At 61.0% G+C, this 19,957-nt stretch carries 12 protein-coding genes; 5 read left to right on the forward strand and 7 right to left on the reverse strand.

All coding sequences use genetic code 11. The features are described from left to right. Positions 1 to 83 precede the first annotated feature (83 nt). From ACYQ6J_RS10950 to ACYQ6J_RS10965, 4 genes are read right to left on the reverse strand one after another with little or no spacing between them, the layout of a single operon-like run. On the reverse strand, positions 84 to 1,160 hold the full coding sequence (locus ACYQ6J_RS10950) for a sulfate/molybdate ABC transporter ATP-binding protein (RefSeq protein ID WP_460184225.1): 1,077 nt from the start codon (positions 1,158 to 1,160) through the stop codon (positions 84 to 86). After that, entirely contained in the window at positions 1,157 to 2,101 is a 945-nt protein-coding gene (gene cysW, locus ACYQ6J_RS10955; protein WP_460184226.1) for a sulfate ABC transporter permease subunit CysW, read from the reverse strand. Before cysW ends, ACYQ6J_RS10950 begins: the two co-directional genes overlap by 4 nt. Continuing rightward, entirely contained in the window at positions 2,098 to 2,943 is an 846-nt protein-coding gene (cysT, locus tag ACYQ6J_RS10960; RefSeq protein ID WP_460184227.1) for a sulfate ABC transporter permease subunit CysT, read from the reverse strand. Before cysT ends, cysW begins: the two co-directional genes overlap by 4 nt. A gap of 10 nt (positions 2,944 to 2,953) precedes the next feature. Continuing rightward, positions 2,954 to 4,099, reverse strand: a complete 1,146-nt coding sequence (locus ACYQ6J_RS10965; RefSeq protein WP_460184228.1) for a sulfate ABC transporter substrate-binding protein — start codon at positions 4,097 to 4,099, stop codon at positions 2,954 to 2,956. 318 nt (positions 4,100 to 4,417) lie between these two features. Here ACYQ6J_RS10965 and ACYQ6J_RS10970 point away from each other — a divergent pair, with 318 nt between their 5' ends. Then, positions 4,418 to 6,007, forward strand: coding sequence for a sigma-54 interaction domain-containing protein (locus ACYQ6J_RS10970; protein ID WP_460184229.1), 1,590 nt, complete (start codon positions 4,418 to 4,420; stop codon positions 6,005 to 6,007). Between the two features lie 744 nt (positions 6,008 to 6,751). Next, positions 6,752 to 12,760 carry a hypothetical protein gene (locus tag ACYQ6J_RS10975; RefSeq protein WP_460184230.1) on the forward strand — a complete coding sequence of 2,003 codons (6,009 nt, stop codon included), beginning with the start codon at positions 6,752 to 6,754 and terminating at the stop codon, positions 12,758 to 12,760. Between the two features lie 178 nt (positions 12,761 to 12,938). Here the strand turns inward: ACYQ6J_RS10975 and ACYQ6J_RS10980 are convergent, their stop codons facing one another. Both ACYQ6J_RS10980 and ACYQ6J_RS10985 read right to left on the reverse strand, forming a co-directional pair. Beyond that, positions 12,939 to 14,303: a Gfo/Idh/MocA family protein gene (locus ACYQ6J_RS10980; protein ID WP_460184231.1), complete on the reverse strand. Its 1,365-nt coding sequence runs from the start codon at positions 14,301 to 14,303 to the stop codon at positions 12,939 to 12,941. A gap of 378 nt (positions 14,304 to 14,681) precedes the next feature. Further along, positions 14,682 to 16,121, reverse strand: coding sequence for an arylsulfatase (locus ACYQ6J_RS10985; protein WP_460185542.1), 1,440 nt, complete (start codon positions 16,119 to 16,121; stop codon positions 14,682 to 14,684). A 391-nt stretch (positions 16,122 to 16,512) separates the two neighbouring features. Here ACYQ6J_RS10985 and prfB point away from each other — a divergent pair. The 3 genes from prfB (at position 16,513) to cutA (ending at position 18,633) form a co-directional block, all read left to right on the forward strand. Next, positions 16,513 to 17,650 (forward strand): peptide chain release factor 2 gene (gene prfB / locus ACYQ6J_RS10990; RefSeq protein WP_460184232.1). Its coding sequence is split into 2 segments (ribosomal slippage): positions 16,513 to 16,581 and positions 16,583 to 17,650, totalling 1,137 coding nucleotides; the frame shifts between segments, so codons are not numbered across the junction. 69 nt (positions 17,651 to 17,719) lie between these two features. Continuing rightward, positions 17,720 to 18,148, forward strand: coding sequence for a hypothetical protein (locus ACYQ6J_RS10995; protein WP_460184233.1), 429 nt, complete (start codon positions 17,720 to 17,722; stop codon positions 18,146 to 18,148). A 137-nt stretch (positions 18,149 to 18,285) separates the two neighbouring features. Continuing rightward, positions 18,286 to 18,633 carry a divalent-cation tolerance protein CutA gene (cutA, locus tag ACYQ6J_RS11000; RefSeq protein ID WP_460184234.1) on the forward strand — a complete coding sequence of 116 codons (348 nt, stop codon included), beginning with the start codon at positions 18,286 to 18,288 and terminating at the stop codon, positions 18,631 to 18,633. 16 nt (positions 18,634 to 18,649) lie between these two features. Here cutA and ACYQ6J_RS11005 read toward each other — a convergent pair whose 3' ends face one another. Further along, positions 18,650 to 19,804: a DNA topoisomerase IV subunit A gene (locus ACYQ6J_RS11005; RefSeq protein ID WP_460184235.1), complete on the reverse strand. Its 1,155-nt coding sequence runs from the start codon at positions 19,802 to 19,804 to the stop codon at positions 18,650 to 18,652. Positions 19,805 to 19,957: the final 153 nt, after the last annotated feature.

The following is a 19,957-nucleotide window of genomic DNA, read 5'->3' on the forward strand; positions in this document are numbered from 1 at the left end:
GCGGACACGGACAGGCGGCGCGGAATTCACCGCGCTAAGCCGCCGAAAACGCTTCCGCAATTGTTCCGAACAGAAAAGGTCACCTAACCGGCGGCACCGAGGCGGGAGTCGTCCGCGGGAAAAGAGCGAAAATTCTTCGGTCGCACGAAGACCCGCTCGCCTAAAGCCCGATCGAGGGGCGGTTCTTCGCCGTTCCCCAATTCCGCCGTAAAGATCTCGCCCGATTCGGCCTGCAACCAAAGCCTCTCCCGAGCGCCCGCGGCATGCACGCGAAGAATCTTCGCCCAAAAGCCGCCCGCGTCCGGATCGCCGCCGAGAACGAATTCGTGGGGACGAACGAAGACGACGGCACGCTGCGTCGCTGCGTCCGGCACGGCGGCATCGGCCGTACCGAAGACGATGCGCTCCCCAACACGTCGCCCGGCAAAACGGTTGACCGCCCCGACAAACTCCGTGACAAAGGCCGTTTTGGGACGATTGTACACGTCCTCGGGCGAACCGACTTGCTCGATCCGCCCGTCACTCATCACTACCACTTCGTCGGCCAACTCTAAGGCCTCGTCTTGATCGTGCGTGACGAATACGCTGGTCAATCCGATCTCGTCATGCAATCTTCGCAACCACGCCCGGAGTTGCCCCCGAACCTTGGCGTCCAAGGCCCCGAACGGTTCATCGAGCAGCAGGACTCTAGGTTCTACCGCCAAGGCCCGCGCCAGGGCCACACGCTGCCGCTGTCCTCCCGAGAGTTGATGCGGATAGCGGCGACTCATGTTTTCGAGCTGAATCAATCGCAAAAGGGTGGTGACGCGATCGGCGATGGCTTGATCGGAGAGGCCCAATTGGCGGCGCCGCACGCGGAGACCGAAGGCGATGTTTTCGAATACCGTCATGTGTCGGAACAGGGCGTAGTGCTGGAACACGAATCCCACTTCGCGTCGGCGCGGCGAGTGCGAACTCACATCACGACCGTCGAATAGAACCGCGCCCCCGTCGGGATCCGGGTTTTCCAATCCGGCAATGATGCGCAGCAGCGTCGTCTTTCCCGACCCGGAAGGCCCCAGCAGGGCCACCAGGCGCCCCGACTCGATGTTCAAGGAGACTCGATCCAACGCCCGAAAATTCCCAAACGTCTTCGATAAATTGCGAATCTCGATCTTCATGGCATGCTCTTTCGTCGCGATCGGGGCGTGTTCGGTCGGCGATCCGACTCGAAGGCCCGTTCCATAATTCTCTTCGAGACCAAGGATACCAAAGCCGCGATGGTCAGCAGCGACGCCGTCGCAAAGGCCGCGGAAAAGCGATACTCGTTGTAAAGAATCTCCACATGCAGCGGCAGCGTGGTGGTCAGACCGCGAATGTGGCCGGACACCACGGACACCGCCCCGAATTCCCCCATGGCCCGGGCCGTACAAAGCACAATCCCGTAAAGCAAAGCCCAGCGGATGTTCGGCAGGGTCACGTGCCAAAATATCTGCAAGCCGTTAGCGCCCAGCAGTCGTGCGGCCTCTTCCTCCTCCGTCCCTTGCGATTCCATGATCGGAATCAATTCCCGCGCGATCATCGGCAAGGTCACGAACGCCGTGGCCAGCACAATGCCCGGTACCGCAAAAATAATCTCGATCCCCCATCGTCCGAACATCCCGCCCAGCCAGGAATGGCGTCCGAACAACATGACCAGCAGAAGCCCGGCCACGACGGGTGAAACGGCAAACGGTAAATCGATCAAAGAAATGAGAATATTGCGTCCCCGGAAGCGGTGCTTGCCCAAACACCAGGCCGCGAACAACCCGAACACCGTGTTCAGCAGTAAGGCCCACACCGTGGCCAGCAAGGTGAGTCGCACGGCGGCCAGGGCTTCCGGTTCCGTAATCGCCGCCGCATAGGCCCTCCAACCGTGTCGCAAAGCCTCGCTGAACACCACCGCCAAAGGCAGGATCAAAAAGGCCGAAAGAAAGCAAACGACCACCGCAATCAAGGCCCCGTGGAGCAATCGACCGCCTCCTTCCGTTTCCCCATCAGGCCCGCGCGACCATCCTTGGCCGGGAGACGCCGCTTCTCGCCGTTCGCTGAACGGTTGGTTTTCCACGACAGGAAGGCTCATGCCGCGGCCTCCCCGTAGCGATAGGCCTCGACCCTCGCTTGAAAGCGGTTGATGCCCCACAGCGTCAGCAAAGACAAGGCGGACATCAAGACCGCTAGGGTCGCCGCGCCCTGGTAGTCGTATTCCTCCAACTTGATCACGATCAAAAGCGGAGCGATTTCCGTCTTCATCGGCAGATTGCCCGCAATGAAGATGACCGATCCGTATTCCCCCAACCCGCGGGCGAAAGCGAGGGTGGCGCCGGTCACCACGGCGGGGAATAGGGAAGGGAATACCACGCGTCGGAAGGTCGCCCAACGCCCGGCGCCCAGACAGGCGGCCGCTTCTTCCATGGCCGGATCCAAATCTTCAATGGCCGGTTGCAGCGTCCGTACCACGAAGGGCAGTCCGATGAACATGAGCGCGATCACAATACCTACCGGCGTGTAAGCCACGTGGATTCCCACCGGCTCCAGCAGTCGCCCGATCCAACCGTTGGGGGCGAAGAGAGTGGTCAGCGCGATGCCGGACACCGCCGTCGGCAGCGCGAACGGGAGATCGATCAACCCGTCCAACCACCTTCGAAAGGGAAAACGATAGCGGACCAGCACCCAGGCCGTCAAAAACCCCATGACCCCGGTGAGCAGGGCGGCAACCAGCGCGGTGATGAAACTCAGTCGCACCGCCGCCCAAACCCGTGGCTCCCGGAGCGTGGACCCGATCGCGTGCCAATCGCCTGAGGCCATGAATGCGATCAGCGCCGCCCAGGGCAGGAGCAGCATCACTCCCAAATAGGCGAGCGTGACTCCCAGGCTCAAGCCCAGACCCGGCAACACGCCTCGATTGGTCGATCGCGCATGCATCGTGCATCCCTTACGGTTGGGCGTTCATGATTTGGTCGAAGCTGCCGCCGTCGTCGAAGTGCTCTTTCTTGGCTTGCGCCCAACCGCCGAAGACTTCGTCCACGGTAAAAAGTTCCAAGGCGGGAAAACGGTCCCGGAATTCCTCCGCCACTGCGGAATCCGACGGACGGAAGTAATGCTTGGCGATGATGCGCTGCGAGTCCGGTTCGTACAGGAACTTCAAGTACGCTTCGGCAAGTTTTCGCGTGCCCCGGCGATCGACCACCGCATCGACGACCGCGACGGGAGGTTCCGCCAAGATGCTGACGGAAGGCAGCACCATCTCGAGCCGATCCGCCCCCAACTCCTTGACGGCCAGAAGCGCCTCGTTTTCCCAGGCAATGAGTACGTCGCCGATGCCCCGGTTTACGAAGGTGTTGGTCGCCGCGCGAGCGCCCGTATCCATCACGGAAACACGACCGAAGATTCGCTTCACGAACTCGCGCGCTTCCTGCCGGGCCTTGGCGACTTCTTCGGCCGCGCTCGGGTCGCGGAGCTTGTCCCAAGACCCCAACGAGCGTTTCAGCGCGAACCCCCACGCCGCCAGATAGTTCCAACGCGCGCCGCCCGACGTCTTCGGGTTCGGCGTCACCACCTCCACGTCGTCCCGCGTCAAATCGTCCCAATCTCGAATACCCTTCGGGTTTCCTTTACGAACCAGAAAGACGATCGTCGACGTGTAAGGGCAACTATTGTTGGCGAGTTGCTCCCGCCAATCGCGGCGGATCCAGCCCCGCAATTCCGCGATGGCGTCGATATCCGAGGCGACGGCCAAAGTCACCACGTCGGCCTCCAGTCCGTCGATGACCGCGCGAGACTGCTTTCCCGACCCGCCGTGGGATTGTCGGACCTCGACGCGAATGCCGGTTTCCCGCAACATTCGCTCGGCGAAAAGCCGGTCGATCTCCTGATACAGTTCTCGCGTGGGGTCGTAGGATACATTGAGTAGCGTAACTACGTTTTCCGATTTGCCGCACCCAACGACGGCGGCCAAAATCAGCAAAGCCAGGCCGCCGGCGGCAGCGAGCACAATGCGAATACCTTTGAAAGGCTGAACACGGCGCCCGCCGATAAAACCGCTGACTCGGTTCCCGCACCCGTCTTCGCAACGTTCCATTGCAAGCCTCCGTTCCGCTCCCCATCTTCCAGCGGAAATGATGAATCGAATGACTCCCAGGACGCCGCCAAAGACGGCCCGCGATGTTGCGGCACAACTTCGCGGGGTGTTAGTTTAGCAATTTCCAGTCCATCGGCGGAGACAAAGCCATAAATACTTTTGGATAAATAAGTTAAGGATTGATCTCCGCCTCAATTCGACGGGCGGCAAGAATATCCTTGATATTTCACGGCCTAAATCCGTTACAATACACGGATGACCGTTTTATTTAACGGCATTGATGGCGGATTCGTTACCGGTTTTGTGCGAGCCATTACCGTGTCATCTCCCCAATTCGTAGCAGCAGCCATCTGGCGCGAGGCCGGTCGCCACCTCGAAATTCAGGAGACGACCGAGGCGATCATGCGCGTGGTCGGCGAACATCTGCCTGCCGCATATTTCCTGGTGCGGCGTCTCCAACTACCGGAATCGCAATTCGAAACGGTTGCGGCGGCCCCTCTGTCGCCCCCCTGGTTGGGACATCGCGTCACACCGCTCCCCCCGCCTCTTTTGGCTCAGGCGATCGATTTCGCGGTGCGCGGTTCGGTCGCGGAGTTTCGGCCGGATCAGCCCGCCGACTTCGACCGTGAAATGCACTGGATGCTGGGAAACCCGCCCTGTCAGATCTTATTGGGAGGACTCCGCAGCGAGCGGCGTCCCTTGGGAGTACTGGCTGTCGCGGGCATCCCCGGAACCGAGTTCACTCCGCAGCACCGCGACTTTTTCCGGACTCTCCTGGAACCATTTGCAACCTGCTTGGAAAACGATCAGCGCATCCGAGAGATTTCCCTCCTACGCGAGGCCGCCGAGGCCGACAAACAACGTCTCCTGACCAAGCTGGGTCGGCACGCGTTGGGCGACACCATCGTGGGCGCGGAAGGGGGACTGCGACACGTGATGGAGCGGGTGGATCTCGTGGCTGCCTCCGACGCTCCCGTCTTACTGCTGGGAGAAACCGGCACCGGGAAGGAATTGATCGCCCGAGCCATTCACAACCGTTCGCGGCGTGCCCGAGGTCCGTGCCTGCGCGTGAATTGCGGAGCGATTCCCCCCGAATTGATCGACTCCCAGCTTTTCGGACACGAGCGAGGGAGTTTCACCGGGGCCTCGGAGACGCACCGAGGCTGGTTCGAGCGGGCCAACCACGGAACCTTGTTCCTGGACGAAATCGGCGAACTCTCCTTACCGGCCCAAATCCGCCTGCTACAAGTTGTGCAAGACGGCACGTTCGAACGCGTCGGGGGGCGGCAATCCATCGTGGTCGATGTCCGTATCGTAGCCGCGACCCACCGCGATTTGCGGGAAATGGTTCGGCAAGGACTGTTTCGCGAAGACCTTTGGTACCGCCTGGCCGTGTTTCCGATCTCTCTGCCGCCGCTCCGAGAGCGGTTGGAAGATATCCCGGCGCTGGCGCGGCACTTCGCCGAGCGTGCCGCGGTTCGACTTGGGCTGGCCTTGCAATTGCCCAACGAAGAAGATATCCGACTATTGATGTCATACCATTGGCCGGGCAATGTGCGCGAACTGGCCGCCGTTATCGACCGCGCCGCCATCTTGGGAAACGGCAAACGCCTCGAAGTCGCCAAGGCTCTGGGCGTCGTGGATCCGACCACGGCACCTGAGTCGATGTATCGCCCGGCGGATGGCTGCACCTCCCACTCGGAAACGTTCCCGTCTCTGGACGACGCCGTCCGCGCGCACATCGTCGAAGCATTACGGCGCACCGGCGGCAGAATCGAAGGCCCTCGCGGCGCCGCCGCCCTGCTCCAGGTCAATCCCCACACGCTTCGTTCCCGAATGCGGAAACTAGGCATACCTTGGAAGAAGTTCCGCGATCTACCGCACGGCCCACCCGCCCAGGGAAGTTGATTTCCACATGTCGGCCCTCGCAAAAGACTCGCGCCCCCCACACTGAACTAACACTCCCCTCCACAGTCCGGGGATCACCTCGGCTGGAATCTTGCCCTATTCCGCCTTGTGAATCAGCCCGAACCAACCGGTACGGAGCACAACACCGGAACTCTCGGCCTGCTCAGCGCATCCAACAATTAACCGGAGGGCATCGGGCGGCAGTTTGTCTGCACACAAGCGAGTGGCTGGTTTGCCCAAATCGCCGGGGCGAGTCTGTGGCCGACATCGCTCGCTGTCGCTGGGGCGGAACGAAGTCCTGCGAAGATGACGCAGTCCAATGAACATGACAGCGGCGAGAAATTGGAATCGGTAAAGTGTAGCAAATTGCGGTTCGGCGCGTTGTGCGCGAGAAAAACCGCGTCAAAAAAGCATCACCTTGAAAGGTCGCGCCTTGACGGTCGCACACACTGCAATCATGATAAAGCAGTCGATATGGATAGCCTGGATAAATTAGCACGCCGCTAATCCGGTGGCCCCCTGAGACCTGCGGTTCACGAAACCGCCGATTGCCGAAATCACCCCATCGCGGTTCGGCGCGGATCGTTTTCGAGTTCGGGTGCGGGCGGTAGTCAAGGCTTGGGCCGGTGTTTGGGCGAGCACGGCGGGATTCGATGCTCTCCCAATTGGTCGCGTGAGACTCGTCGAAGGGATTCTCGCACACATCTGCAAGGGCGGAACTGACAACGATTGAGGAATTCTGACATGGCGCAGTTTCGGTTGTCCTCTCGGCGGCAAAAAAGGTCCCTTTGGGAGACTATGTGGAATCGGCGCGGCGATTCGCAGGCAAAGAGGACACGCAAACATCGTCGCCTGAGCTTGGATGCCCTGGAAGAGCGGACGCTGCTCAGCGTCACGCCCGTCGACACGCTTGACAAACTCGTCAACCAGTCGCTGCTTCCGTCCCTCACCGACGGGACCATCGCCGGGCAATCCATCGCCGTTGACAATGACGGCGATTTCGTGGTGGTTTGGTCCCGGGCCGACACGGTGCTTGATCCCTTCTCGGGCAACCCGATCCTGGATCCCCTCACGGGTCAACCCCAGACGGAATGGAATGTTTACGCCCGATACTTTACCGATGAGGTCCAGCGGATCACGTTGCCCAGCGGGGTCCTCAACGACGCTTTTCCCAGCTTGTACGGGCGAGTATCGCTGATTTACGGCGGCACGACGCTGGTGCAACGACTCAACGTCACGGCGACGCAACAGCCCTACACCTCGTTTCAGCAAAACATCCAGGGCACGTTCGTCCTCCAGGCCGACACCAACGGCGATAGTATCATTTCGCCTACCGAGCGCGCGACGATCGTCTACGACGAAACGGTCGCCCCGGATCAATTGGCGGCCACGATTCAAGCCGCCCTTCAAGGGTTGGGCGGCCCGCTTCAAAATACCAAGGTCACCGCAGTCAGCGGTCGAGAGTTCCTCATCGAGTACGGCAGTGCGGCGCTGGGTGTCAATCAACCCAAGCTTTCGGTCGATAGCCCGAATTTCACGAGCGGTTTCTTCCCCAACGTCTCGGTCACGACGGTCCGCCAACCAACGCTGATCGCGGATATCCCGGTCTCTCCGACCAACCCCCAGGCCACGGCCACGGCGATCGAACAGGCGTTCAATTCTCGATTGCAGAGCGAACCGCTAGGTCCGATCGATTTCCCGCCGCCGGACCACGTGCCGAGCCCCGTAGAGGGACCGTACACGGAACCGCTTACCACCGTCACGCCTCGCCCCAAGGTCTCCGTCACCGCCATCAGCGCGACGGAATTCGAGGTCCGCTTTGTGGGAGATTCCGGCAAGGAGGATCACCCCGAACTCATCATTTCGGCCGTGAAGGACGAATTGGGCAACAGCCTGTTGCCCTCGGCTCAAGCCAAGGTCGTGACGCTCAAACAATCGAGTCCCGAATTCCGCGTGAATCCGGACGAACCGGATGACCCGTTCACGCCGGGACCGGACAAATACGATCAGACCAATCCCGCCGTAGCGATCGACGCCGACGGTGACTTCGTGATCGTGTGGCAAGGGGAAGTGCCCGATTCGCAGATTTTCGGCAGCGTCACCGACATCTTCGCCCGGCGCTATCGCCCCGCGGCGATGACGGACCCGAATGCCGACGGCATTCCCGGGGTCGAGGTCGTCGCGATTCCCGATACGGAAAGCATCGCGCGTGTCGACGCCTTTACCTTCCGCGTGAACGACGAGACCACGCGACCGCAATTCCAGCCCGCGGTTGCCATGGACGACACCGGCGATTTCGTCATCGCCTGGGCAAACGGAGCCCAAGACTTCAGCTTCTTCAACGGGATCAAGGCCCAGATCTTCAATCGAAAAGGCGAGCGAATCGGGACGGAATTCCTAGTCAGCACGGAAGAAACGGCGATCCAATTCGATCCCGCCGTGGGTATGAGCCACAACGGCAATTTCGTCGTCTCTTGGGATCGCACGGACGATGCTCGTTATCTGACGGGCGGGCCCTACGCGTCCGCAGTCTTCGCCAAGGCTTACGACTTGAACGGCCAAGTGCTTTTGAACCAGTTCAGCGTGGGCGGCGGCGGGGCTTCGACGGTGGCCTTCGATTCCGCCAATCACTTCCTGGTGTCTTGGCAAACGGTGGGCGACGCGGACAACACCGGTCAAACCACCTCCGGCGTACGAGCCATCATGTACGAGTTGGTCGACGCCCAGGGCGTCGCGACGGGAACCGTCCTCCGCGATACCTTCCGCGCCAATAGCGCGTCGTTAGCGGCGGGCGGTGCCCCTCTGTGGCCCGGTTTCCAGGGCGGCGCTCAAGCCGGACTCGATGCCGACGGCGACATCGTGATTTCCTACGAAGGCTACGGTCCCGACGTCTCCACCGACGCCCTGCTTTTCGCCAACACGTTTCTCCAACGGCAAATCAACGCCACGACCAACACGGACCTGCTGACGTATTTCGATCCGAGTTTCGAATCCTTCCCGGTCGGGTTCCAGAATAACGGAGACGTGGACGGCGCTTTGGAGGAGATCCTCGTCCGGGCGGTCAACCGCGGCGCCAACGCGGAGCAAGTCGGCCGCCTGCGGTCGATTCTCGACGGCGTGGCGGGCCTGCTGCGGGGCGAGGCCAACGGCATCATGTTCAGCCGTTTCGACGCCGACCCCAACTTCAACGTCCTCACGCTGTTCAGCGACAGCATCGCCAATGCCTACCGCGACGGCCACAATCAGCGATACTTCATCATCATGAACCGCAACCTGAACTGGGAATCGTTCCAGGTGCGGCTTTTCCGCAGCGGACAGGCGGGATTCGAGAACCTCACGATCGATAACCTGCAAATCAATAACGTTTGGAGCTTGCAGCAAACGATCGATCGCATCGATGCCGTGCTGGAAGGCGCGGCGCGAACCGGCGTGAACTGGGCGGAGACGACCTACGAAGGCCCGATCGACGTCCGCCTGCTTTCCTTCGGCGAAATGCTCGACCGGCAAGGCACGCCTTGGGAAGTCTTGGACGGCTTTGGAAACCCGGTCGATCCCTTCAACAATGCGGTGTTTGAGGTCACCTTCCAAGGTGAAGGGCACGATTGGGACTTTTTCATGATTCCCAATCCGGGCGCTCCGGGTCGTGCGGGCGGCGCCGACGTGGCTCCGCCGGACATCGTGGAGTACATGACCGCCGACGTAGGCACGACGCAGACGGAAGCCTCGCTGGGGATTACGCCCGACGGGTCGTTCGTCATTGCCTGGACACAGTGGGAACGTGCGACGGACGGTACCGTGACGAACGCGACGGTTCGCTACCGCCAATTCCTCGAGACCTTGGACACGGCCGGCCCGATCGTGTCGGATGTCTATGCCCCCGACGGTCAAGCGATCGACGGCACGCAATTGGTCACGCCCAGCGGCGTGCAATATCTCGTCATCAACTTCGACGAAGAGATGCTGGCCTTCGACGACGCGACCTTGGCCTCGGCCATCCAGCAACGCGACCAAGCCCTGGCCAACGGTCAACCGGTCCCCGCCTCCGTGAAACGCGTTTTGGACAGCGTAACCAATCCGGAGAACTACCGCCTTTCCAAGGACGGCGTCTTGATGGGTGGTGCGGTGACCCGCGTCCAGTTCGGCATGAACAAAGCGGCTGAGTTGGGTGCTCAGTTGGGCCTCAACGTGCCGGCGGCCAACAAGTGGCAAGCGGTCTTGGAAATCGACGCCAACCCCGGCGAGGCGGGATTGCAACCCCTGGACAGCGCGGCCTACACCCTGGAGGTGCTGGCGCCGGTGACGGCGGGGGCCGGACAAACCGAGCAGAGCGGGGTGCGCGATAAGGCCGGCAATCCTCTCGGCCGCACCGGTTTCACTCCCAACGGCGGCAATTACACCTTGGACTTCCGTCTGCTGGTCGGGGTCCCCGGCCCAGGCGTCCCCGGTACGCCCGGCACCGGCGACGTGGATGCGATCGCCAACACGACGCTCGTCGGCAATCAAACCGCTCCTGCCGTGGCCATGAACAACAACGGCGACTACGTTGTCGTTTGGGTCAGCCCCGGCCAAGGCACCGACACGGGCACCACGGATACCAACATCATCGCCCAGCGGTACAATCGTCGCGGCGAACCGCAGGGACCGGAGTTCATCGTCAATACGTTCGAGACGGGAAACCAAATCGAGGCGGACGTGGCGATGGATGATGCCGGAAACTTCGTCGTGGTGTGGTCCGGGCAGGGCGATACCGACGCCGACGGCATTTGGGCTCGCGTCTTCGATCGCTTCGGCACGCCGCAGGGCCAGCAGTTCCGCGTCAATCAGTACCGCCTCAACGCCCAATACAGCCCCAAGGTGGCGATGGATTCCGTGGGCAACTTCGTCGTGAGCTGGAGCAGTTACGGCCAGGATCTCGACAGCAACGCGGTCATCGCGCGGCGTTACAACCGCTTCGGGCAGGCGCTGGGCAATGAATTCATGGTCAATCTGCCCAATCCCGCCTCCCAAAGGAATTCCGACGTCGCCATGGACGACGCCGGGAACTTCGTCGTCGTGTGGATGAGCGACGGCCAGGATGGCAGCGATTGGGGCGTTGTCGCCCGGGTCTTCAACGCCGACGGAACCGCGCGGACGGGAGAAATCCTGGCCACGCAATATCGCGTCAATCGGCAAATCGACCCCCGAGTGGCCATGGACGCCGACGGCGACTTCGTGATCACTTGGAGCAGTTTCGGCCAGGACGGCAGCGGCTACGGGGTGTACGCTCGCCGGTTCGCCCCCAACGGAACGGCCAAAGGCGATGAATTCCGCGTCAATCAAACCACGTTGCACTGGCAATACCAAAGCGATGTGGCCATGGATAAGGCCGGCAATTTCACCGTGGTCTGGACCACCATGGGCCAGGACAACGATTTGGCCGTGGATTGGGGCATTTATGCCCGCATGTTCATGGCCGACGGTAACGACTTCGTCTTGCCGCCCAAGGGGCAGGCGGGCGAGTTCCGCGTGAACGCCGACATCGCGGGCGACCAAGTGACGCCCGTCATCGCCATGGACGCCGTCGGCAACTATGTTGTGGCTTGGACCGGTCCGTCCACCGATCCCGACCCGCTTGTGGCGGCGGCCAACGGCACCGACATCTTCACTCGCTTGCTCGATCCGCCCGGAGTGCAGCCTTTGGGCGTGGAGATCACCCAACTGTCGTTGCGGGGCACCGAAGGCGACGATGTGATCGAATTCATCGCCGGGGCTACGCCGGAAAACTGGACCGTCAAGATCAACGGCAACCTGCAAGCGATTCCCAAGTCCCTGACCTATCTGGTTATCGACGGCTTGGGCGGTCGGGATACGGTTTCGATCCGCGGGACCGCCGGCAACGATACCGCCGTGGTTTGGGCGAGCGGGGCCGCCATCATGTTCGGAGGCATCTATCGCTTCCAAGCGGAGAACGCGGAGGGCGTTTTGATCGACGGCCTCGGCGGTACGGATTCCCTGACCGTGTACGACTCGCCTCGCGTGGACACGGTTACCGCCGCCCCGGCACTGCTTACGATCTCCGATGCCGAGAACTCGTATGCCCACACGGCCAAAAACTTCGAGCAGGTGCTGATGATTTCGCAGGCGGGCGGCGAGGACGTCGCCTTCCTCTACGACTCACCCGGCGATGACCTGTTCCAGGGTACACCGACCTACGGCGAATTGACGGGGACCGGTTTCCGCTTGCGTGCGGAGCATTTCCGCTACGTCCACGCTTACGCGACCGGAGGCGGTTTCGACGCGGCGCAATTATACGATTCAGCCGGCGACGACCGCTTCGTGGCGACGCCCGATTTCTCGCTGTTCGACGGTGCGAGTTTCTTCTTCCGCGCCAAGTTCTTCGACGCCGTTCACGCCTACGCCCTCAACGGCGGCTATGATACCGCCCTCATCAAGGGTTCGGCCGGCAACGACAAGGTGATTCTGGACGCCGTGCAAGTTCGGTTGAATTCGGGCAGTTACGTCCACCGGGCCAAGTTCTTCGAAGAGGTCACCTTCCGCGGAAACGGCGGTCGCGACATTGCCTACGTGAACGGCGGGACCGTGACGCCCGGCATTGTCACCCCCGGAACGTCGCCCGTACCGTCCAACGCGGCGGAAGTCGCCTATCTGACGGGCCTGTACAAGATCAACGTCACGGACGAGGGCGGCGTGGTCGGCAAGAATACGACCATCCGCAGTGCGGTCGATGCCGTCTTCACCTCGTTCTGGCTCTGAACGGAAACCGGACCGCGCGGCACATTTTGCCCGCGGCACTGAAGGCACGGGATGCAATTTCTACGCAACAGGGCGTCGGGCCGAAATCAACCCGACGCCCTGCTTCTCATTCGGAAGACCCCGAAGACTTGCGACGGTTCCGGCCCCGTCGGCACGCAACCGCGCAAGGCAAACCGCATCAATACTCGCGGTCGGTCTTTACGCCCGGCATGGGCTGCGGATACAGCCCGTTTTCTTGCACGGTGACCGGGGCGGGCGAGTCGTCCGTGAACTTGTCCACGTCCGGCGCCATCTCATGCGGGCAATTGAGGATGTCCTCGCGGGTCACGATGCGACCGGTGTGCGCGGCCATGCGGCCCATCGAGGTCACCAGACTCGCTTCCACGCCGCGTTCCACCTCGTTATAGGCCTGATCGGTACGAATGGCCTCGATCAGATCGTCCCACTCCAATTGGTACGGATTCGGCTCCGGTTGAGGAAATGCCCAAAGCTGATTTTCCGGGCTGAAAATGTGGCCCTGGAAGGTCCGCACCTTGCCCGGCGTATGGGCGGATGTCGAGACGATGGCGCATCCCTTGGTGCCGTGGACATAGCTGGCGAATTCGTTGTGGCAACCTGCCATTTGGCGACCGAAGTAGAAAAGCTTGGTACCGTCGGGATACGTGTACTCGACGGAATAGGTATCCAGATTCTGATCCACGGCGTTCCCGCGATAGTGCCGTCCGCCCAAGGCATGGGCCTTGACGGGGAAGGCCCCTTTCATCCAAGAGCACTCGTCGATCTGGTGGATGTAGAAGTCGCTATAGACCCCGCCGCTCGCCCAAATGAAGCTGTGGAACTGCCTTACCTGGTACAGCAACTCGGTGATGCCGTCGGGCTTGGGACCGCAGTTCGCCGCCGGACCGCCCATCCGATAGGCGTGCATCATGGTGATCTCGCCGATTTCGCCGTCTTCGATCCGCTTCTTCAATTCCCGGCGACCGCGGCAGTGACGAACCATCAACCCTACGCCGATCTTGAGGTTCTTCTCGACCGACTTTTTGGCCAATTCAAACATCCTCCGCGACGTCGGACCGTCCACGGTGATCGGCTTTTCCATGAACACATTGAGATTCTTCTCGATGGCGTACGTGAAATGCACCCAGCGGAAGGCGGGAGGCGTGGCGAAGATGGCCACGTCGCCGGGCCGAAGGCAATCCATCGCCTTCTTGTAGGCGTCGAACCCCAAGAACTTGCGATCGTCCGGTACGTCGACCTTGTCGCCCATCCTTTCCTTCAGGTTCTTGAAGCTGTTTTCCAACCGATTCGGAAATACGTCGGCCATGGCCACCAACTTGACGGGCCCGTTTTGCACGGAGAGCGCGTTCTGCGCGGCCCCCGTCCCGCGCCCGCCGCAGCCAATGAGCGCTACCTGGATGGTATTGTCCTCGCCCGCGTGGACGCTGGGCACAAACGTCCCGGCCAGCGCCGACGCCGCCGCAATGCGACTGGTCGTCTTCATAAATCCTCGACGCGTGGAACCTCCCCGGCCATCACTCTTCATCACAAGCCTCCTCTGTGAGACATCCAAAGAAACGCAAACGCGACATGATTCCCTCGGGCGAAAGCCGGAGATCCCTCCGGACTGTCAAGACTCCGGTTGGCGGAACGTCTCGCGCCGACGGTGACTTGCGGGCACGATCCGTCCCGATCGGTGGGTCATCCTCGAAGGCGGTCGCTGGAAAACACGCTCTATTGTCGGGAATGATCGGGTCCCGTCAAGCGGACTTTGATCTCGGTTTGGAGAGCAAACTATTCCAAGCAGAGTCCCACAGCCGCGTTTCCGGACGCCCTTGGGGAACTCGGCCGATCGGAACTGCGACGGCGACGCCTCAACGCAGACGCCCGGTCGCGGCGGAAAACGCCCCGCCAGCCCATCGCTTTACTTCCGCTTGGGAACCTGCCAATTCGGGTGCGGGACATGGGCCTCGTCCATGTAGCGGATAGCCTTTTCCACCAAATCGGGATGTTCCTCGGCCACGTCTTTGGTCTCGCCGATGTCCGCGCTGAGGTCGTACAGTTCCACGCGACCGGTGAGCATGGGCTTGCGGATCGCTTTCCAATTGCCGAAGCGAACCGCTTGAGCGGAACCTTGCTCGTAGAACTCCCAATACAGGTACTCGTGGGTCTTCTGCTCGTCGGGACGCCCCAGGAGGGTCGGCAAAAAGCTGATGGAATCGCGGTCCGGCGGCAGCGGCACGCCCGTCAGATCGCACAACGTGGCCATCATGTCGCCGAAATAACCGACGTGATCGGTGACGGTGCCCGCCGCGATGCTCCCGGGCCACCAAGCGATGAAGGGCACCCGGATTCCGCCCTCATAAAGGTCGCGCTTCATGCCGCGGAGCGGTCCGGAGGGCTGAAAGCGGCGTGGATTGTGACCGGCCTCGTTGTGCGGCCCATTGTCCGAACTGAACATGACCAAGGTCCGCTCCGCCAAACCCAACTCCCGCAGCGTATCCAGGAGTCGCCCGACGTCGGCATCCATCCGGGTGATCATGGCGGCCTGCCCTTTGTCGGGATCCGGCCAGTCTCGATCGGCGTAGATGCCGTAATCCGGAACCTCGGCCCCGTTCCCCGTGCCTCGCGTGCCCTCGTTGTTGGCGTGCGGAATCGTCAAGGCCAGGTAAAGAAAGAAGGGGCGTTCGCGGTTTTCGCGGACGAACTGCAAGGCCTCGGTCGCGAACAGATCGTGCGAATAGTCGATTCGCTTGACGGCGTAACCGGGCGTAAAACCTCCGCCGTAGTCCGGCCCCGGTCTGCCCTGACTTCCCCCTATCCCGACCACTTCGTTCCGCAACGGAACCTTTTCCATGTTGCGCCAGAGATACTCCGGATAATAATTGTGGGCATGACCTTGATTGAGATAACCGAAGAAGTAGTCGAAACCCTTCGCAAGCGGATGGCCCGGTTCGTTGAGTTCGCCCAGTCCCCACTTGCCGATCAAAGCGGTCCGGTACCCGGCGGAATGCATGATATCCGCGATCGTGACGTCCTCCTCGCGTAACGATTGATTGATACGGAGGTTGCCGGGGGCGTTGCCGCGGACGTGGCAATGTCCGGTATGCTGACCGACCATCAAGACGCAGCGCGACGGTGCGCAGACCGTGGCTCCCGCGTAAAACTGCGTGAAACGCATGCCCTCGGTCGCCATGCGGTCGAGACGCGGCGTCTGGATAATCCGCTGACCGTAGCACCCCAAGTCGCCGTAGCCGAGATCATCGGCAAGAACAAAGATCACGTTCGGTCGCTGCCTCGTCGCCGCCGTCGCCGACTCCTCCGCCCCCAGGCTTGGACCGACGAATCCGCTCGCAAGGCCCATCGAAAGGAAAACCGCGAGAAAAAGCAAAGCGTGGAGTTGGAGGAAATTCTCCATCGGGCCGCCTCTCCCGGAAATCATGCCGCATCATGGACGCGGTCATCACCCCTGCCGCAAAGCGCGGGGGCATGCCAAATCGAAGAGCCATTGTATACTGCGGGCGATCGGCCTCTCAACCGACTGCGCCGGGCGCATCGGTCGCGGGCGATTCTTCCAAGGGAATCACATCAGGACGGCCCGGAAGTCGGCTTGCCCGGGTGGCGCTTTTTTCGACAGACAGTATAATTCGATTGGTTGGAGTGTTTGCTTATTCCGAAAATAAGTTGCCGCCGCGCGGTCGCCGCCTTTCGCAAGTCGGCGGTGTACTTGCGGTTGCCATGATGGAGAAATACCGATGGAAGGCGAGACGCTGAATCGTGCCGAAGCCATTCGTGAGCGCTTGACCCAATTGCGAGACTCTCTTTGACTACGCCGGGAAAAAAGCCCGCGAGGCCGAGATCGAATCCATCATGGCCGGGCCGGATTTCTGGAACGACCAGGAAAAGTCGGGCGCAATCTTGAGCGAACTGAAGGCGATTCGGGCGATCGTCAAACCGGTCGACGAAGCCTTTCGGCAACTCGATGACATCGACGCCATGATCCAATTGGCCGACGAAGATCCGGCTTTCGGGGAAGAGGTCCCCGCCGCCCTGGAAAACCTGGAAGCTCTCATCGAAGACCTGGAAATCAAGTCGCTGCTGAGCGGCGAGCACGACGCCTGCAACGCGTTGCTCACCATCAACGCCCGCGACGGCGGAACCGACGCCCATGATTGGGCCGCCATGCTCCTCCGCATGTACATCCAATGGGCCGAAAGCCGCGGCTACGAAGTGGAACTATTGGACCGCCAGGACGGGGAAATCGCAGGCATCAACTCCGCCACCGTCGCCATTCGCGGTCCCATGGCCTACGGCTATTTGAAGGGGGAAACCGGGATTCACCGCTTGGTCCGCATCAGTCCCTTCAACGCGGAAGGCAAACGCCAGACCAGTTTCGCCGCGGTGGACGTCACTCCGGAGATCACCAACGACAACGAAATCGTCATCCGTGACGAAGACATCGAGGAGCAAGCCATCCGTGCCAGCGGTCCCGGCGGACAGCACGTCAACAAGACCTCCAGCGCGATTCGCCTGTTGCATATTCCGACGGGCATCATGATCAAGTGCCAAAGCGAACGGAGCCAGCATCAAAATCGCGCCATGGCCATGAAGATGCTCCGTGCGCAACTTGCCCGATTGGAGGAGATCAAGCGCGAAGAGGCTTTGGCCGCCAAATACGAATCCATGCCCAAGACCGGTTTTGGGTCGCAAATTCGCAGCTATTTCCAGCACCCCGATCAACGAATCAAGGATGCGCGGACCGGCTATTCCCTGAACAATTTTCAGGCCGTCATGGACGGAGAAATCCAAGGGTTTTTGGACGCCTACCTGCGTTGGCGAGTCTCCCAAGAGGCTGCCGCGAAGGAAAAGGCCAGGGCCGCGGGCAAGGCGTAACGCGGTCGTCCCGCATTCGGCGGCAAGCGACATGCGCCCGCCGCGGGGTCTGGATGAGGACTCGGTTCGATGGATATGCAGCGCATCGCCAATCTGAGATTGGAGTATTCCGATCGGTACGTCGTTGTCGAGGGCGATCGGCCCGAGTTGGCCCGTTTTCGCGGCAAAGTGGGTCGCGTGCAGACGATCAACTGCAACGGTCGGGCGGTCGTTCAGTTCGAAGGCGTGGACCGATCTTGGTACGATCTCGATTTGGATTACTTGAAGATCGTCGAGCCTCCGAAAACGGACGGCGCGGCGAAACCGGCGGCGACCGCGGCGGACGGGGACAAGTCGCCCTCCGCACCGGCCAAGGCTAAGAGCGATCCATACCGGCCGTCCGCCCTCGAAATTGCCCGCGAGGCCAAGGAAAAAACCCAACCTCCGGCACCGTCCTCTCCGGAGGACCATCAGACCTCCCAGAAGAAAGACGGCGCCCCCTCCGATAACGCCGGATGATCGCCGCTCGCCGTCGAAGGTCGCAAGCGGATTATTTCGTGCCGAACCCGTGGGTCTCGCGGAAGGCGAGGCCTGTTCAAACTCACTTCACCGGATGCGTACAGCCTGCCGGTCTAACTTTCCCAAAGTAGCGACCGATGAACGACTCCCGATTCCTTCAGGTCTTCGTCACCGTTCCCAACCCGCAATTGGGGAACCAAATCGCGTCGCAAATGGTCGAAGATCGGCTTGCCGCCTGCGTGCAAGTGATCGGCCCGATTCGCAGCGTTTACCGCTGGCAAGGGAACATCGAAAGCAGTGAGGAGTGGTTGCTGGTGCTCAAGACGGACGGCGCTTCGTGGCCAACGCTTCGCGAGAGAATCGTCGCCTTGCATTCCTACGAAGTGCCGGAAATCTTGGCTCTTCCCATCAGCGACGGTCACCCCCCGTATCTACAATGGCTGGCCGATTCCTTGTCGCCGGACCGCTCGACCGAGAAGACCTAGGGGCGCAATCCCTTCGTCAATCGAGCCAATCCCGGTCGCGCAATCGCTGCGGGGCGTAGACTTCCGTCACATAGCTGATGTCCTTGGAAATCAGGGCTTCCACCTCCAGCTTAAAGCCGTTATCCAACAGCTTCTTGATCTCCTCTTGCCACGCCTTTTTTGGGGCGAACCACGGGTACTCCATGATCTGCTTGGCCCGTTTGCGGTCCGTATCGGTCAAATTGATGATCACGCTGTCCGATAAGCCGCAACGTTCGAAGTCGGAAGAGCGAAGCCCCAGGAATCGTGCGTCCGGAATCGCCATCCGTTGCGATTCGTAGGCCAAATTGATCGAGCCTTGCTTGATGACGCTGTAGATGTAATATCCCCAAGGGTCGTTATCCAACAGGCAATAGACGGGCAACCCAAGTTCATGATGCATGCGATGCAACAACCTTCGGACGCCGCGCGGCGGTTGGCCCATGCCGTGCGTTAGAATGCACTTGTGCTTTCGCCAAAACTTGTCTTCGTTGAAGCGACGCCAAACCGTGTCCTTTTCCACGTGCAGGATGAATTGGGCGTTGCACTTCACGAACTGGATCACGCTGGGTTCCACGATGGAGGGAATGGAGTAACCGCCCGATCCCATCCGCGTGCAATCGATTTCGTCCCCACTGTCACGGAGCGTGATCTCGCCGACCATGGCGCCGCGGTTGCTGGCGTAGACGTGCAACTCTTCGCGCAGGGCATTCAGCGTCACCTCTACGTCTTCGATGACCGGATCGCATTCCTCCTGTGTCGCGAACGTCTCCTCGCGCGTGCCTTCGATCGTGTGCTTGAGAAGATAGAACAATCCACGGATGCTGGTCGTCTTGCCCTGCTCGATCAAGCGTTTGCAACCGCTGGCCACAAGCATGGTCTGCATGTAGCTCTTGGCTTGCGCCAAATTGAATAGGTGCCGACGATTGCGAGCGTTGCCCATCTCGATGAACCGCTTCTTGCGGTTGTAATGCACGTTGGAGAGCGTGCGAGAGGGGATATCGAGGTAGGGATCCCTCCCCGATCGGGCGGCGGTAATCACGTGGTCGGCCAACCCGGCGATGCGTTCCAGCGTGCGTTGATCTCGCTCATCCAGCGCCGCGGCGGCAGTTGCCGTATCGGCCTGAGGACTTTTGGTCTTTTTTCTCGGCATATCGATCGATCTCGAACCGCGATGGAAATCACTCCAACGAGTTAATCCCGGGCCCCCGTCGCACAATCTCGGGAGCAATTCATCGAGTTTAGAGGAAACCGTCGCCGGCCGACAAGCGTCCACGGAGCTTACGCGGACCGGCCAACCACACCC

The organism is Thermopirellula anaerolimosa (assembly GCF_054657335.1).

Excerpts from the sequence above, each read along its gene's own strand:
- ACYQ6J_RS10950 (WP_460184225.1), bottom strand. The coding sequence starts at position 1,160 with ATGAAGATCGAGATTCGCAATTTATCGAAGACGTTTGGGAATTTTCGG.
- cysW (WP_460184226.1), bottom strand. The coding sequence starts at position 2,101 with ATGAGCCTTCCTGTCGTGGAAAACCAACCGTTCAGCGAACGGCGAGAA.
- cysT (WP_460184227.1), bottom strand. The coding sequence starts at position 2,943 with ATGCATGCGCGATCGACCAATCGAGGCGTGTTGCCGGGTCTGGGCTTG.
- ACYQ6J_RS10965 (WP_460184228.1), bottom strand. The coding sequence starts at position 4,099 with ATGGAACGTTGCGAAGACGGGTGCGGGAACCGAGTCAGCGGTTTTATC.
- ACYQ6J_RS10975 (WP_460184230.1), top strand. The coding sequence starts at position 6,752 with ATGGCGCAGTTTCGGTTGTCCTCTCGGCGGCAAAAAAGGTCCCTTTGG.
- ACYQ6J_RS10980 (WP_460184231.1), bottom strand. The coding sequence starts at position 14,303 with ATGAAGAGTGATGGCCGGGGAGGTTCCACGCGTCGAGGATTTATGAAG.
- ACYQ6J_RS10985 (WP_460185542.1), bottom strand. The coding sequence starts at position 16,121 with ATGGGCCTTGCGAGCGGATTCGTCGGTCCAAGCCTGGGGGCGGAGGAG.
- ACYQ6J_RS10995 (WP_460184233.1), top strand. The coding sequence starts at position 17,720 with ATGGATATGCAGCGCATCGCCAATCTGAGATTGGAGTATTCCGATCGG.
- cutA (WP_460184234.1), top strand. The coding sequence starts at position 18,286 with ATGAACGACTCCCGATTCCTTCAGGTCTTCGTCACCGTTCCCAACCCG.
- ACYQ6J_RS11005 (WP_460184235.1), bottom strand. The coding sequence starts at position 19,804 with ATGCCGAGAAAAAAGACCAAAAGTCCTCAGGCCGATACGGCAACTGCC.